This is a genomic window from Caballeronia sp. SEWSISQ10-4 2 (assembly GCF_030464885.1).
Classification (GTDB): Bacteria; Pseudomonadota; Gammaproteobacteria; order Burkholderiales; family Burkholderiaceae; genus Caballeronia.
In genome coordinates this window covers 23,579-38,867 of sequence record NZ_JALPRJ010000005.1, presented here as the reverse complement: position 1 = coordinate 38,867, position 15,289 = coordinate 23,579, and the positions used below count along the sequence as shown (strand labels likewise).

Here is a 15,289-nt window from a genome sequence, read left to right as displayed (position 1 = left end):
CGAATGGAGGTTATGTTGAAGCACGCAGCACAGGTGAAGCGTCTCATCGAGGCAAAGCAGCAGCGATACCTTGAACTGGCAAATGAAATCTGGGCACATGCCGAGATGCGCTACAGCGAATACCGCTCGGCCGAGTTGCATGCGGCGCTGCTCGAGGAGGAAGGGTTTCGCGTGACGCGTGGCGTAGCCGGAATGCCGACGGCGTTTGTGGCAGAGGCGGGCAGCGGCGGTCCGGTCATCGGATTTCTCGGCGAGTACGACGCTTTGGCCGGACTGAGCCAGGAAAGCGGAGCACTGACCTGCGTACCGGCCGCTGACGGAGTCAACACCAACGGACACGGCTGCGGTCATCACCTGCTCGGCGCGGGCGCACATCTCGCCGCAGTTGCTGCGAGAGATTATTTTGCCGCAAACCATATTGACGCCACGGTGAGGTTCTACGGCTGCCCCGCAGAGGAAGCGGCCGCTGGCAAGACGTTCATGGCGCGCGACGGATTGTTCGATGACCTCGACGTCGCGTTGAGCTGGCATCCGTCGGTCGCCAATTCGGTGTTCATGAACGCCACGCTCGCGAACGTCCAGGCGTATTTCCGTTTTCACGGCAAGGCTGCGCACGCGGCATTGGCGCCGCATCTTGGGCGCAGCGCGCTGGACGCCGCGGAACTCATGAATGTCGGTGTCAACTATCTGCGCGAGCATATGCCGGATCAGGCGCGCGTGCATTTCGCCTACATCAATTCCGGCGGCATTTCGACCAACGTGGTGCCGGTGCTCGCCGAATTGCTTTATACAGTGCGATCCCCTCGCAGCGAAGACGCGCGCGAACTGTTCGAGCGCGTCAAGCAGATCGCGAACGGCGCTGCATTGATGACCGGCACGCGTCTCGAGATCGTTTTCGACAAGGCATGCTCGAACGTGCTGCATAACGATACGCTCGATCAGGTTCTCGACGCGAACATGCGGGCGCTCGGCGGCTTCGACGTCAGCGAGCGCGACGTCGAATTCGCCAGGCAGATTCAGCAGACCATTTCGCCTGGCGATTTCGAGAACAGCGCCCGTCATTTCGCGGTGGCCCTGCGCGACCCGCGGCCGATCGTGACTGAAATCCAGCCGTATCGGGCCGACATGATCCGCCCGGTGACAGGTTCGACCGATGTAGGCGATGTCACCTGGGTCGTCCCGACCACGCAATGCCTGACGTCCTGCTTCGCGTGGGGAACAGGTTTTCACTCATGGCAAATGGTCTCGCAGGGAAAGGCGACGCTGGCTCACCGGGGCATGTTGCTCGCCGCGCAGACGCTGGCGGCAACCGCCGTCGATCTGGCGAGCCAACCGGATGTGCTGCGCGCAGCAAAAGCGGAACTCGACGAAAAGCGCGGGCACAAGCCCTATGATTGCCCGATCCCGCCCGATGTCTTGCCACCGCCGGCACGTACTTTAGCGACCGCCTGAGCGCCGCAGGTCGGGCCTATCAACCGGGAATCGTCCATGCGCGTTCTCATGCTCTCCGGGCAAGATGCGATGCTGCGCTTCCATGACCTTCCAGGGTCAGGCACGCCGCTGGTGTTTATCCACGGGCTTGGCTGCGCGTCCTCGTGCGACTACCCGCAAGTGATTGCGGATTCGGCATTGACCGGCCGGCGCAGCATCCTGGTCGATTTGCTGGGATCCGGATATAGCGATAGGCCTGAGCGTTTTGGATATCGTGTCGAAGACCATGCTCGAATCGTCGTCGAACTCATTCAGAGTCTCGAAAGAGAAGTCGATCTCTTCGGTCACAGCATGGGTGGAGCGGTCGCTATCGTGGCGGCTACGATGGCGCCTCGCGAGGTGCGCCGGCTTGTTCTCGCAGAGCCGAATCTTGACGTGGGTGGAGGATTGTTCAGTCGCGGGATTGCCGCCTACTCCGAATCTGACTACGTGCGGTACGGCCACGCGCAAATGGTTGCGACCGCGTCGAGAGAGGGCGATCCCGTTTGGGCGGCCACTCTCGCGATCTCGTGTCCCAGAGGTATCCATCGTGCGGCGACATCGCTGGTACAAGGCGAATCACGGGCGTGGCGCCAGTTGCTGTTCGGGTTGCAAATGCCGCGCTCAGTGATTTTCGGCGAGCACTCGCTGCCGCATCCCGACGCCGTCAGCTTGGCGGGAATCGGTATCGCGGTCAGTATCGTGCAAAACGCAGGGCACTTCATGATGCGGGACAATCCAGCGGGCCTGGCGTCTGCCATCAATGCGGCGTTGTCCGCCGGGTAGTCGAGCAATGTGTGAGCGACTCTTGCGAATACCTTTCGGGTGGCCCGGCCAACGCATTTTGTTTTCCACGCCTTTCTGTTGTTGCAGATTCGCACCTATACTTGGCTGAGCGAGGCTGGCGCAACCTCATTTAGCGCCTCGCCAGGAGTGTGGATCATGAACATGCCTCGAATGATGGTGCCGGTTGCCGCTATGCTGGTTCTTCTCCCTGGGGCTGCGTTTGCGCAAACATCGAACGATAGCCCTGCCAACCGGACGAAGGTGACGCAGGAACTCAGGGAATTGGTCGGGGTTGGATATCAGCCCGACGCAGTACGGTATGACTATCCAAACGACCTCCTTGCAGCAGAAAAGCGTCTCGATGCCAAACGCGCAGCCCAGGGTAATTCCACTGTTCCAGCGCAGTAACGGAAATACCAGGTTCGGCACGCTGCGCGCACTGCCTCGGCGTGTTCACGGGTTCGGTCGACCAGCACTATCGCCCCTTCACGCTCAAAGAGCCGTGCGTAACAGGATATAAGGCATGCACTAGGTCAACCTCGGCTTGTGGCCCGGACACAGCGCCTCCACGATCAGGGAGGAATCGTTGGACAGCCATATTCTCTTTTCAGGCGCGGCGGCTCAATCAGTTGACGGTCTGTCTACTGGGAGGACCATCGCCATCAGGGCACAGAGACATTGAAGAGAGACAATGTGAATCGGCAGCGGACTGCACATACGCATGGTTCGACAGTCCCTTGCGTAAAAGCACCGAGTAGCGCTTCTGTTTCGAAATGAAACGGAAGCGCTCAGGCCCACCACGACTCGAACGATAAAGTGAGCCATTCCCTCATCCGGTACTTGTCGCGCCGGGGCAAAAAAACTTCGATCCCGACCGCGATTTATTGACTAAGATTGATTCGATGCATCCGCGCCAGAACGTCCTGTGCACTGCTTGAGTGCCGGCGTTCGAGATGCTCCTGATGCGAGGGGGCAATTCCTTTAGCGATGTTGACGAGAAGCACTTTGAACCGCGGAGGACGAGCCCATGAGAGCCATCCTGTGGATCTGTGCCACCGTGCTTGCGACGCTGTCGCCTGGCTCTTTCGCGGACTCGAGCACCTATCCGCCATTGCCGGCGCTCAACATCGATATCACGCAGACTTCAGTCTCCGGGCTGTCGTCCGGCGGGTTTATGGCGGTGCAGCTCGGGGTTGCATATTCTTCTATCATCAAGGGAGTGGGAGTGGTCGCGGGCGGTCCCTACTATTGCTCGCAGGACAGCGCGGTGATCGCGACGACGAAGTGCTCCTGCACGATCCTGCCCCCGGGCGTATGCGAAGTCACGCCAACGAGCACCGACCTGCCGAAGCTCGTCTCGTTCACGAAGGCATCGTCGGCGAGCCACAATATCGACGACGCAGCGAACATCGGTGCGCAACGCGTGATCACTATTTCCGGCGCGAGCGATGCCACCGTACCGCGGCCGGTCGTCACGCAACTGCAGGCGTACTACGCCGCGCTCGGCGTGCCGGCGCAAAACATATCGACGATCGAACTCGACAACGCAGGCCACACCATGCCGACCATGAACTACGGAGTCGCGTGCGAGAAGACCGAGTCGCCGTTCATCGGCAAGTGTCACGTCGATGGTGCAAAGGAGATTCTCGGTTGGATCTACGGCCCCGGTCCGCTCGCCCCACCTGCCGCGTCGACGAAGAAAGGGAGCTACATCCGCTTCGATCAGAACCGTTATCTGCCGGCCGGCCGTCCTTCGAGTTTCACCTGGACCACGGGCATGGACACCAGCGGCTGGCTGTATGTGCCGGCCGCGTGCAATGCGGGGGCGCCTTGCCGTCTGCACATCGTGCTGCATGGCTGTGAGCAGGGCCAGGACTACTTGCCGCTCGAATCGCCGCCGGGCGGCGGCCTCTTCTTCGGCACAACGTTCGTCCGGCACGCGGGCTATGCGCAGTGGGCGGACAATAACCGGATCGTCTTGCTGTTTCCGCAGGCGGTGTCGATTCCCGGACTGAATCCGAACGGATGCTGGGACTGGTGGGGTTACACGGACGACCACTTTGCCGATCAGCAGGGCGTCCAGTTGCGCGCGATCCGCAACATGATCGACAGGTTGGTTTCGGGCGCGACTCATTGATCGACCGCAGGCTTGTTCGTCTGGCGACGGCCTAGATACACGGCGATACAAAAATCCACCCTGGCATCGCGCGTGTTGAGTCCGTGGCGGCTGATCAGAAGCGAGCGACATCGATGACCGCATCGGCGAATGCTTTCGGCGCTTCCTGCGGCAGGTTATGACCGATACCACCGCCGATGTTCCGATGCGCATACTTGCCCGAGAATTTCTTCGCATAGGCGGCAGGATCGGGATGCGCCGCACCGTTGGCGTCGCCTTCCATGGTGATGGTCGGAACCGAGATCAACGGCGCCGTCGCCAGACGCTTTTCCAGATCATCGTATTGCGGCTCGCCCTTGACCAGCCCCAGACGCCACCGGTAGTTGTGGATCACAATCGCAACGTGATCCGGATTATTGAACGACTCGGCGGAGCGCTCGAAGATGGCGTCGTCGAAATTCCATTTCGGCGATGCGGTATGCCAGATCAGCTTGTTGAAGTCGTGGCGATTGGCTTCATAACCTGCATAGCCGCGCTCGGTCGCGAAATAGAACTGATACCACCACGCGAGCTCAGCTTTCGGCGGTAGCGGCGCGCGGTTGGCTTCCTGACTGCCGATCAGATAGCCGCTTACAGAGACCATGGCCTTGCATCGCTCGGGCCACAACGCAGCGATGATGTTCACCGTGCGCGCACCCCAGTCAAAGCCGCCGAAGATCGCCTTATCGATTTTCAACGCGTCCATCAACGCGATGATGTCGAGGGCGACGACCGACTGTTGACCGTTGCGTAGTGTATCGGCGGAGAGGAATCGCGTTGAACCATAACCTCGCAGATACGGCACGATGACCCGATAGCCCGCCGAAACAAGCAATGGTGTCACTTCAGCGAAGCTGTAGATATCGTAGGGCCATCCGTGCAGCAGGATTACGACCGGTCCATTCTGCGGGCCGGCTTCCGCGTAGCCCATGTTGAGCGCACCGGCGTTGACCTGACGAATGTTTTCGAACGAAGCAAGACGGGCCGCTGGCTTGGCGTCGTTCGACTGCGCATTGGCGGATACGCTCAGGCCGAGTTCCAACAAACTGATACCGGCAACGGTCGTCCCAAGCAGGCGACGACGTCGAGTATTAATCGGGTCCGACATAGCTGATTCTCCTTGAAGATGGGCCACATCCGAGCGGTGCCGGATTCGGCACGCTCTTGATGAATTAAAAAAAAGCGGGCGCGTCGGTCTGACATTGCTGCGCTCAACGGGAAGCGTGCTGGAAGGATTTGAACGGCAGACCCATCGGCCGCATGCGGATGTCCGGATCAAGGTGCTTCCACGGAAGGTCGGCCGGATCCGCGGCCATGGGACCGGGCGCTTTTGCCACGAGAATCGCCTCGGCAATGGCCTCGAAGTCCGCTCGGAAGTGAACCGAACTCTTGTTCACGAGGATCTTCATCCGTTCGGGTTCGATGCCGGCCACGCGGAAGAGGTTGCGATCGAACACCTGCATCTTGACGGAGCTCACGGCAATCCTTACGCCGTCGATGCGCAAACAGGCGACCGGTCCCAACTCGCCCTGCATGCCGTTGAGCATCGGTCCGTCGAAGCGGAAGCGTCCGTTCGACAAATACTCGACTTCGAACTCGGCCGCGAGCGGCGAATCGCCTTGCACACCAGAACCGCCGCCCAGCGACAGCGAAATGCGCGCACCCACACCGGCGCGATGCGCCGCTTGCGCTGCCTGCGCATCCCAGATCACGCCCACTGCCGCGCCGGTCGCGCCGTTGCGCAAGAGTGCGCGCACCATGCCCATGGTGTTCGAATCGCCGCCAACGCCCGGGTTGTCCTGCGTGTCCGCGATGATGACGGGCTTGTCAGAAGTCTTGCTCAATCGGATCGCCTCGAGCACGGCTTCGTCCGGCGTCAGGAACGGCACCTCCCAATGCGATTCTTCGTTCACGATCTTCGAAAAGAGCGCGTTCGCCGCGTGCTCAGCGGCTTCTTTGCTGAACGAATAAGCCCAGATGGTCGGACCGCACTCTGGAAAATCGGCAGCCGGAAAGCCCGGTGCAAACGATGCAGAAACAACAGGCTTTTCTTCGAGGTCCGCCAGCAATCGATACATCCCGCGTGCAGGTTCGACCAGCGTACACATGCCGTTCACGGGAATAAGAAACGGCACGCACCGAACCGCACAATGCAACGGGCGCCCTTGCGATACCAGTTCTTCGAGAATCAGCGCAGCACGTTCGCCGGTATCGGCCATATCGACGTGAGGATAGGTCCGGTATGCCACGAGCGCGCTGGCATGCTTGAACATGCGCGCGGTGACGTTGGCATGAAGATCCAGCGAGACGACCACCGGCATGCGGTCGCCGACAATCCGGCGCACGCGTTCGAGAATCTCGCCTTCGCCGTCATCGTGCTGCTCGGTCACCATCGCGCCGTGCAGGTCGAGATAGATCGCGTCGAACCCGCCTGCATTAACAGCAGCAATGATCTCGCCGCCGATCCGCTCGAATGCGTCCGTGCTCACGTGCGCCGATGCACTGGCGCCCGCCCAGATCACGGGCAACAGCTCGTGCCCGCGCGCTTGTGCCGCCTTGATGAATCCGCCGATCGGGACGTTGACGTCGCGAAGCCCAAGCACATCGGCGCCTCGCACCAGCGGTGGAAAGCCCTCTCCTTGAATGAAACTCGGATAGGAAGCCTTGGTCGGCGCGAAGGTATTGGTTTCATGCTGGAAACCAGCGATCAATATTTTCATGAGTCTCACCTTTTACTTGAATCTCACCACGATCCACGAATGAATCGTACGGATACCTACGTTTCATCTGTCTATGAGTAAATTCAAAATGCCGTCCTGTGCGTGCTAGTCCCTCGCTAGGGTCAGCTTGCCCGTCAGTATCAGGACGGCGGCCACGGCGGCCATGCAAGCCATGACAAAGAGGCCGGCATGCATGCTTCCCGTCCATGCCTTTGTCCAGCCAAGCACCGCAGGCCCCCAGAATCCTCCCGATAACCCGACTGTATTGATCAGCGCGATGCCGCCCGCCGCCGCTGTTCCCTCGACAAGCTCGGACGGAATGGCCCAGAAAACCGTATAGGCCATCCACAGGCAAGCTGTTCCCAGGGTCAGCGCCAGAAGGGTCATCGGCAGGTTTCCGTCGGCAAGAATGGTGGCGATCAGGCAGATCGCGGCGGCGAGCGCCGGAATCGCGCAGTGGTAGCGTCGTTCGCCCAGCCGGTCGGAGCGGCGCCCTGCGAGGTACATGCAGACCGCGGCCGCTACATAGGGAATCGCGGTGTACCAGCCGAGGCGGAGCGTATCGCTCACTCCCTGTTCCTTGAGCAGCGTCGGCAACCAGAAGCTGATGGCATAGATCGGGAAAATGATGCTGAAGTACGCAAGCGCGAGCACATAGACCCTCGGGCTTTTCAGCAGCGCCTTGAACGAATCCGCCCGATGCTGGCCCGGCGCAGTTTCGTGCTTCAGCAGCCGCTTTTCGTGGTCGTTCAACCAGTGCGCGTCGTCGGGGCGATCGGACAGCACACGCAGGGTCAGGAGGCCGAGCACGATGCATGGCAGGCCTTCCACAAGAAACATCCACTGCCAGCCCGCCAAGCCGCCGACGCCGGAAAGACGCGTCATGAGCCACGCCGACAATGGACCGCCGACAATCCCGCCGAGCGGCCCGGCCACGAATACGAGGGCTATGGCACGCGCCATGCGAGCCGGGCCATACCAGCACGAGAGGTAATAGATCATGCCCGGCGCGAAACCCGCCTCGAAGACCCCGAGGAGAAATCGCATCGCGTAAAAGGCGGGCACATTACGCACGAACAGCATGCAGGCCGACGTGATGCCCCAGAGCACGAGGATGCGGCTGAACGTCCGCCGGGCGCCTACCCTTGGCAACATGAGGTTGCTCGGCAGTTCGAACAGCACGTAGCCTATGAAGAAGATGCCTGCGCCGACCCCGTATGCGGCGTCCGAGAAACCCAGGTCAGTCTGCATCTGAAGTTTGGCGAACCCGACGTTCACGCGATCCAGATACGCAAACATGTAGCAGGTCACGAGAAACGGCAGGAGCCGCCAGTTGAGCTTGCTGTAGAGCGCGGAGACATCGTCGCCCGCGGTCGATGGGTGGATTGCTGACATGCGTGTCTCCCGGTTTCCGTTCACTGGACCAGTCGTAAGGGTCAAGTTCATGGTGGCAGGGAGAAAATAGACTAGCAAGAGCAACTAAGTTCACATATCGTTGCTTTGCAGACAACACAAACGGAGCAATCAAATGCGCGAGATCAACCAGCAGCGTCTTCGGTACTTCCACGAAGTGCTTACTCACGGCACCATCCGCGGCGCCGCTGAACACATCAATACCTCGCCGTCGGTCATCACGCGGCAGATCAAGCTGCTCGAGGACGAACTTGGCGCCACGCTGTTCGAGCGTCAGGCTCGCGGCGTCAAGCCGACGGAAGCGGCATTTCACCTGCTGGAGTTCTGGCAGGGCTACCGGTCGCAGCAGGAGAAACTCGAAGACCAGCTGCACGCGTTGAAGGGACTTCAGCAGGGCCGCATCCAGCTCGCCGTGAGCGAGGGGTTTGTCGATACGCTCGTTGACGACGTGCTGGCGCCGTTCTGCGCCCGCTATCCCCGCCTGGAAATCAGCATGACCATGCTGGCGGTGGACGCGCTGCTGGACGAGGTAGCGGAAAGCCGCGCGCATATTGGGCTCGCCTACAATCCGCCGCCGCATCCGCGCATTGAATATCGGGCGAGTTCCAGCCAGCCTGTCGTGCTGTTGCTGCGACGCGATCATCCGCTCGTTAAACGGATGGGACCGGCGAGCATCGAGGATCTGCGCGTCTATCCGCTGGTGCTCATGCCATCCACGTTCGGGATCGGCCATGTCGTATCGATGCTGGAACTCGCCGAGAACATTACGATCCGCCCTACGATAACAACGAACTCCCTGAGCGCATTGAAGCGCTTCGTGACGGCTGAAAATTTCGTGACGCTCATCGGCGAATTTGCGGCATACCGGGAGCTTGCGAGTGGCGACCTGACAACGGTTCGGATCGCGCATCCGCTGTTTGAAGGCGTGCAGGCGAGGGCATTGGTCAAGACCGGCAGGCCGCTCGCTGCAGGCCCGCTCGAACTACTCAACTGGATTCAGGAACGCATGCCGATGTTTGCCACACCTCGCGCACCAGAATCGCGAACGCGAACGACCCGCGGCCGGCGCATAAGGTAACCCCGCAAACCAGGCGTTGCATTGTTGCCGGGTGTGATAGCCAAAGACGCTGAAGTTCGCGACTGTGGTTGCATCGGCGTGAACACAGACTTGAAAACAATGCGAGGACGGTGGCAATTGCCCTGACGCAAGCGGGAGAAACGCTTGTGGCGCAGTTGATGCCGATCGCGCAGCACTTCGAGGAAGTAGCGGTCGGCGAACTATCGAAGACGACGCTTAAGGTATTCAAGAAGACACGCTCGCCGACGTTTGCTCGCAACTCGATACGATCGAGAACGAGATGGAACTTCCTGCCACTGAAAAATAAGGTCCTTTAAGTCCCGGCACGGTAACGCGACAACGCGACAACGCCGTCATTAACACGGCAAGACTAGGCTTCGATTGTGATTTCGCTGGCTGGTATAGCCTGGCAGGCGAAGCACATGTTCGCTTCCTCTGGGCCGTGACCAGAAATATGTTCCACCTGTCCCGCTGATATCCGGACCATGCAGCTTTCACATTGCCCGACCCGACACCCGCTTGACATGGCGATTCCAAGCCCTTCGGCGAACGCCAGGAGGCTTCCTTTGTCCGGACTCCATTCGGCCTTTTGATGCGATCGTGCGAACTCGACAATAAAGCGTTGTGACGAGTCGACACGTGGCCTCGCGGGCGAACGGAATATTTCCTTGAAAATGTCAAATGGCGGCACACCACGCTCGACGAGGCCGGCGGTGATCGAAACCATCATTGGTTCAGGGCCGCAAATATAGAATCTGGCCCGACGACGGATCAAATCGTCGCTCACTGCGTCAGCCGTAATTCTTCCGTTCACCTCGTAGTCTCGTCCAAGGACCTCACCTAGAGGATCGCTGTAGCAGTTAACTACGTTCAGCAATGGAAGCGATTTTTGCAGCTCAAGAATTCGTTGCCTGAAGGCGTGGGTTGCGCTGTTCCTGTTGGCGTAGAAGAGCCACGTTTCAGGAACTTCGTCGAGGTGCTTTATCGACTCAAGATACGCGACGAACGGCGTTATGCCGATGCCACCCGCAAACATCACTATTGGCTGCCTGGATGCTGGTGGAACAATGAACGTTCCGCTTGGCGAACCTAGCGACACTTCATGTCCAATCGCCAACGCGCGATGGATATAGCCGGACATCACGCCTTCAAACTCGTTTCCCTCGGCCGTCTTGCCCTTTTGGTGGCGTACAGAGATTGAGTATGTCCTGCGATCATTCACGATCGCAGCGCCAACGAGCGAATAGGCGCGCATCGTAGTTTCCGTGCCGCACGCAGGAACCTGTACGGTGATATGTTGGCCCGGCAGATAGTTCGGCAACGGCCCTCCGTTGGCTGCAGCGAAAGTGATCGTTCTGACGCCCACTGCCTCCTCAACGACCGCGGACACCACGAAGTCCCTGAAGCCCGGCCAGTACCGACGCGCCGGGTCGACCGATGGATCAACGCGGACATTGCATGGGATGGAGCGCAGGGGCGACGAACCACTAATAGGGTCGAGCCTTTCATTTGACGCGAGATTGCTGAAGTTACTGTTGTTGTCTCCGTGTGCCGGCAGCGCGGTCATGCCCACCTCATCGCACGATTGCCACCAGCCGTACTCAGCCACAATAACGTCTCGCGCCAACTCCGGCACCACGCGCGCGCGAAATCGCGCTGATCCATTGGAGGTCGTGACGAGCATCCAGTCGTCGTCGAGAATTCCCTTTTCGACTGCAAGCTCGCGGCTGATCTCGGCGGTGGGATAAAGCGCGCGACGGCGCAGGCTCGCAAGACTACGTCCCTGACTGTGGCAGTAGTAGCCGTTCTTGACGGACGTGACGACATGCGGGTATTTCTTCGCGTCTTCGTCTTCGGATCTTGGCCCATGCTGGGGAGGAAGATATTCCGGAAGTGGCGAATAGCCGTGACGTTGCAGCTTTTCGGAGTAGAGTTCTGCGCGGCCCGTCTCCGTATTGAACCCGCGAACGCCATCTTGAGTCCGCGTTGCATAGTTCTTTTCACGCTGCTCGAGCGGGCGATAGATACCCTCGGGATGTTCTCGCAGTGTCGCCACGTCCAGTCCGATCGGTGCGAGCATATGGTTCCACCCGGCCTCAATGCTCCCGCCGAAGAACTGCTCACCCATCCCAAGCCGAACCGCAAGGTCAAGAACGATTTCATAGTCAGAGCGACTTTCGCCCCTCGGCGAAACCATGCGCTGTCTCAACTGGACAAGCTCGACCGCTCGCTCATTGATCTCGAAGCCTGCACGCAGTCCCTCCCTTTCCCAAGGTGTGTTCACGGGAAGCAGAACGTCCGCGAAGCGCGATGAAGGCGTTTCGAAGAGCTCGCAGTGAACGTGGAAATCAAGCGCGCAAAGCGCCTCATTCGCGGTCCCTGCATCGGCGTGCGACAACAGGAGATTCGTTCCAAACGCGAAAAGCGCGCGCACTTTGTAGGGGTGGGACTTCGTAATCGCCCGATATACATCTTTCGTTGTCACCCATCCCTGTGACGGAGGTCCGATAGGCCGCTCAGCAAGACCGAGTGCTTTGGCACGTTGCTCCGGCCTGAGTAGCGTGAAGGAACTGATGGCATTAACGGGGAGTTTTGTGAGCTCGCGGTTCGATCCGTGTGTGTCAAATGCTCCGGTCAGCGCATATAACGTCGCAATGGAGCGTTCTGTCTGAGTTGCATTGGTGTGCTGAGCAATACCGGACCAGGCGTGGTAGGCAATCCGCTGGCCGGGCGCAAGCATCTTTGCAACGGCCACCACGTCAGACGCACGCACGCCAGTAAGCGTTTCGACTCGCTTGGGTGTGTATTCATCCAGCGCGTCCTTGTATAGCTGGAACGCAGGGCTGCACTTCACTATCGCAGATCGGCCCTCGGGATCGCGGACCGAAACGAAATAACTGCCGTCCAATGCAAGCGCCGAAGCCGTCGTATCCCGACCTGCACCGACGATCTCCACGCAGGCACGTGAAACGTTCCAGACCGCATAACGGTTTTGCTGCGGGTTTTGCGGCGATTCAGCGTCAAGGTCATGCTCTCGCAGGAATCGTCCTGTGTCATGCCGAACCAGCAGAGGGGCGTTCGTCCATTCACGAACGAACTTTTCGTCGACATTGCCCGTCGCAATCATTTGTCGGGCAATACCCATTGCGAGCGCTCCATCCGTGCCCGGCTTGACGCGCATCCAGACATTTGCGTCCTTGGCGAAAGCTGTCGGCCGCGGGTCGACCACGATGAGCTTCGCGCCGCTGCGACGACCTTTGCCAATCGCATCGGCCTGCGCGAGCCAGGTATTTGCGGGATTGTGGCCCCATAACAGGATGACGTCGGAGTGTTGATAGTCTGCCGTGGGCATGCCACAACCGAACGTAAAGACATGCGCGAAGTCTTTATGCCAGTTGCAGATTTCCGTTCCATAGCAGATGTTGGGACTGCCGAAGGACCAGATAAAGCGCTCAATCCAGTCGATGCTGTCGCTTATCGGGGTGCCGCTCGGCGTCGTAACGCTGAACGCAACGGATTCGGCGCCGTGCTCACGCTTTAACTGTCCGAGACGCGTCGCGACCTCTGCGAGCGCCTCGTCCCAGCTAATCCTCTTCCAGCCGGGGTCGGGTGAGTCCTTGGGTTTGGTACGGCGCATCGGGTACAGGATGCGGTTGGGGCTGTGGACAAGTTCCGGTGCGGCCCGGCCCTTCATACACATGGCGCTGCCGGTCGGATGGGAATTGTCGGCGCGAATCTTGACGAGCATGTCCCCCTGGACAGCGTTCAACGTGCCGCAACGGGATCTGCAAAGCGTGCAATAGCCCTGTTTCTCCTCAATGTCCATCGCCGATTTGTTCATTTTTTATGGCCGGATCATTTTCATGAGTCTCAAGGACAGAGTTACCGTTCGTGTCCAGGCGCCTCTTCCCGGAAAATCCCGCCGTCACCTATGGCATCACAGGTGGGTGGTACACAAGTGTTCCGCCGAGAATCCAGAGCATGAAAATGACCAAGGGAAAGTGCACGAGCAATTGGGTGAAAGTGAAGCCGACGATGTCGCGGGCCTTCAGCCCAAGGATACCGAGCAAGGGCAGCATCCAGAATGGGTTGATGAGGTTCGGGAGTGCTTCCGCCGCGTTATAGACCGTTACGGCCCAGCCGAGATGAACTTGAAGTGTTTTCGCTGCCTCGATCACATAGGGCGCTTCGATGATCCATTTGCCGCCGCCTGAAGGCACGAAGAAACCCAGAACGGCAGAGTAGATGCCCATCAGCGCGGGAAACGAGGCGTGCGAAGAAATGGCCACGAAGAATTGCGACAGGTATTCCGACAAGGACCCTCCGCTTGAGCCAGTTGCCTTGGTAATAATAAAAGCTATCCCGCCATAGAGAGGGAACTGGACAATCATGCCGGCTATTGAGGGAATTGACTTTGCCACCGCATTGAGAAACCTTCGCGGACGCCAGCTCAACAGCATGGCGATCAGGACGAAAACGAAGTTGTAGGTATTGAGGTTCGAGATGGCGAGGATCGGATTCTTGGTCGAGAACTCGTTCCACACCCATATGCTTCCTAGCAAGACCATCAGGATGGTAATGATCGGGCTGTACTCCAGCCAGTCGCCCGGACGGTCGGGGGAGGGCAGCTTGATATTGGCGTCGTCGACCGGAACGCCCAGATCAGCTGCCGTGCGGACACGGTCGCCGCGAGGCGCGGAAAAGTACGAGAGCCCGACCGAAACAACGAGAAGGACAGCAGCTAACAACATCGATTGAGGAAGCAGGATGGTTTCGGGGAAAGGAATGACCCCGGTAATCGCCAGAAGCGGCTTCGGCAAGCTGGCTGGGTTGGCCTGCAATTGCGAAGCTGCCGAGCTTAGACCCAACGCCCATGTCGCGCCTAGCCCTAGATAAGCGGCGGCTCCGGCGGCCCGATAGTCCATGCGCAGGTCAGTGCGGCGCGCGAGAGCGCGTACAAGCAGCCCGCTGAAAAACAGGCTGATCGCCCAATTGAATAGCGACGCGACAATGCTGACGAGAGCGACAAATGCGATGGCTGAATTTCCGCGGGTCGGCAGCCGCGCGAGCCACGTGATCGCCTTGGACGCCAGCGGTGATTCGGCGACTACATAACCGGTGATTGCGGCGACCGCCAGTTGCATGGTGAACGGGATGAGCGTCCAGAATCCGTCGCCGAATGCAATGCCCACGCTTTTGATGGGCGCGCCGATTGCCAGGGCTCCGATTGCGACGACCACAACCGCGATCGTCGCAAATATGTACGCATCGGGGAACCACCGCTCCGACCAGCCCGTGACTTTCGCCGCCACGAGTTCAAGCAATCCGGGAGCGTCTTTCGCGATAGGTGGACTTGCTTCTGTTAGCTGTTCCATTTTGGTTCCCGATTTCCATGGAGTGACATTCAAATGTTCTGCTTATAAACCGCGCCTGGTCCTGCGGGTCCTCAATAGGTCATATCCGTCCTGTTTGACCCGATCATCGGCAGCCAATAAACATATTTCAAATTCATTGTTTAGATGTCGAGGCATTCATTTTGTCTATGCGTTTCGAGCGCCCGGCAATAAGGGAACGATCATGGAGCGCCACCATTCTGGCGTGCTAGCATCGGCTGGATGCCAACTCTTTTGAGCGTACAGAAAAGTGGCGACCGACATCACTCTGCGT

At 59.3% G+C, this 15,289-nt stretch carries 11 protein-coding genes; 6 read left to right on the top strand and 5 right to left on the bottom strand.

Features of this window, described 5'->3' with window-relative positions; translation table 11 throughout:
* Window positions 1–12: 12 nt before the first annotated feature.
* The 4 genes from M0D69_RS04605 (at window position 13) to M0D69_RS04590 (ending at window position 4,393) form a co-directional block, all read left to right on the top strand.
* Entirely contained in the window at window positions 13–1,452 is a 1,440-nt protein-coding gene (locus M0D69_RS04605) for an amidohydrolase (RefSeq protein ID WP_301780893.1), read from the top strand.
* Window positions 1,453–1,488: 36 nt separating this feature from the next.
* A complete protein-coding gene (locus M0D69_RS04600; RefSeq protein ID WP_301780892.1) occupies window positions 1,489–2,256 on the top strand; it encodes an alpha/beta fold hydrolase in 768 nt (255 codons plus the stop codon).
* A 156-nt stretch (window positions 2,257–2,412) separates the two neighbouring features.
* Window positions 2,413–2,664, top strand: a complete 252-nt coding sequence (locus M0D69_RS04595; protein ID WP_301780891.1) for a DUF4148 domain-containing protein — start codon at window positions 2,413–2,415, stop codon at window positions 2,662–2,664.
* Between the two features lie 619 nt (window positions 2,665–3,283).
* Window positions 3,284–4,393 (top strand): poly(3-hydroxybutyrate) depolymerase, encoded by a 1,110-nt coding sequence (locus tag M0D69_RS04590; RefSeq protein WP_301780890.1) that lies wholly within the window; start codon window positions 3,284–3,286, stop codon window positions 4,391–4,393.
* Between the two features lie 94 nt (window positions 4,394–4,487).
* On the opposite strand, the gene M0D69_RS04585 is transcribed toward M0D69_RS04590, so the two are convergent.
* From M0D69_RS04585 to M0D69_RS04575, 3 genes are all read right to left on the bottom strand, one after another.
* On the bottom strand, window positions 4,488–5,519 hold the full coding sequence (locus M0D69_RS04585; RefSeq protein ID WP_301780889.1) for an alpha/beta fold hydrolase: 1,032 nt from the start codon (window positions 5,517–5,519) through the stop codon (window positions 4,488–4,490).
* Between the two features lie 103 nt (window positions 5,520–5,622).
* On the bottom strand, window positions 5,623–7,131 hold the full coding sequence (locus tag M0D69_RS04580) for a M81 family metallopeptidase (RefSeq protein ID WP_301780888.1): 1,509 nt from the start codon (window positions 7,129–7,131) through the stop codon (window positions 5,623–5,625).
* 105 nt (window positions 7,132–7,236) lie between these two features.
* Window positions 7,237–8,526, bottom strand: a complete 1,290-nt coding sequence (locus tag M0D69_RS04575) for an MFS transporter (protein WP_301780887.1) — start codon at window positions 8,524–8,526, stop codon at window positions 7,237–7,239.
* A 133-nt stretch (window positions 8,527–8,659) separates the two neighbouring features.
* Here M0D69_RS04575 and M0D69_RS04570 point away from each other — a divergent pair, with 133 nt between their 5' ends.
* Both M0D69_RS04570 and M0D69_RS04565 read left to right on the top strand, forming a co-directional pair.
* On the top strand, window positions 8,660–9,622 hold the full coding sequence (locus M0D69_RS04570) for a LysR family transcriptional regulator (RefSeq protein ID WP_301780886.1): 963 nt from the start codon (window positions 8,660–8,662) through the stop codon (window positions 9,620–9,622).
* A 110-nt stretch (window positions 9,623–9,732) separates the two neighbouring features.
* Window positions 9,733–9,939, top strand: coding sequence for a hypothetical protein (locus M0D69_RS04565; protein WP_301780885.1), 207 nt, complete (start codon window positions 9,733–9,735; stop codon window positions 9,937–9,939).
* 53 nt (window positions 9,940–9,992) lie between these two features.
* Here M0D69_RS04565 and M0D69_RS04560 read toward each other — a convergent pair whose 3' ends face one another.
* Together M0D69_RS04560 and M0D69_RS04555 are read right to left on the bottom strand one after the other, a co-directional pair.
* A complete protein-coding gene (locus tag M0D69_RS04560) occupies window positions 9,993–13,448 on the bottom strand; it encodes a molybdopterin-dependent oxidoreductase (protein ID WP_301781029.1) in 3,456 nt (1,151 codons plus the stop codon).
* A gap of 103 nt (window positions 13,449–13,551) precedes the next feature.
* The gene (locus M0D69_RS04555; RefSeq protein WP_301780884.1) at window positions 13,552–14,997 is read right to left on the bottom strand and encodes a short-chain fatty acid transporter; all 1,446 of its coding nucleotides are present in this window, start codon (window positions 14,995–14,997) and stop codon (window positions 13,552–13,554) included.
* Between the last annotated feature and the right edge of the window lie 292 nt (window positions 14,998–15,289).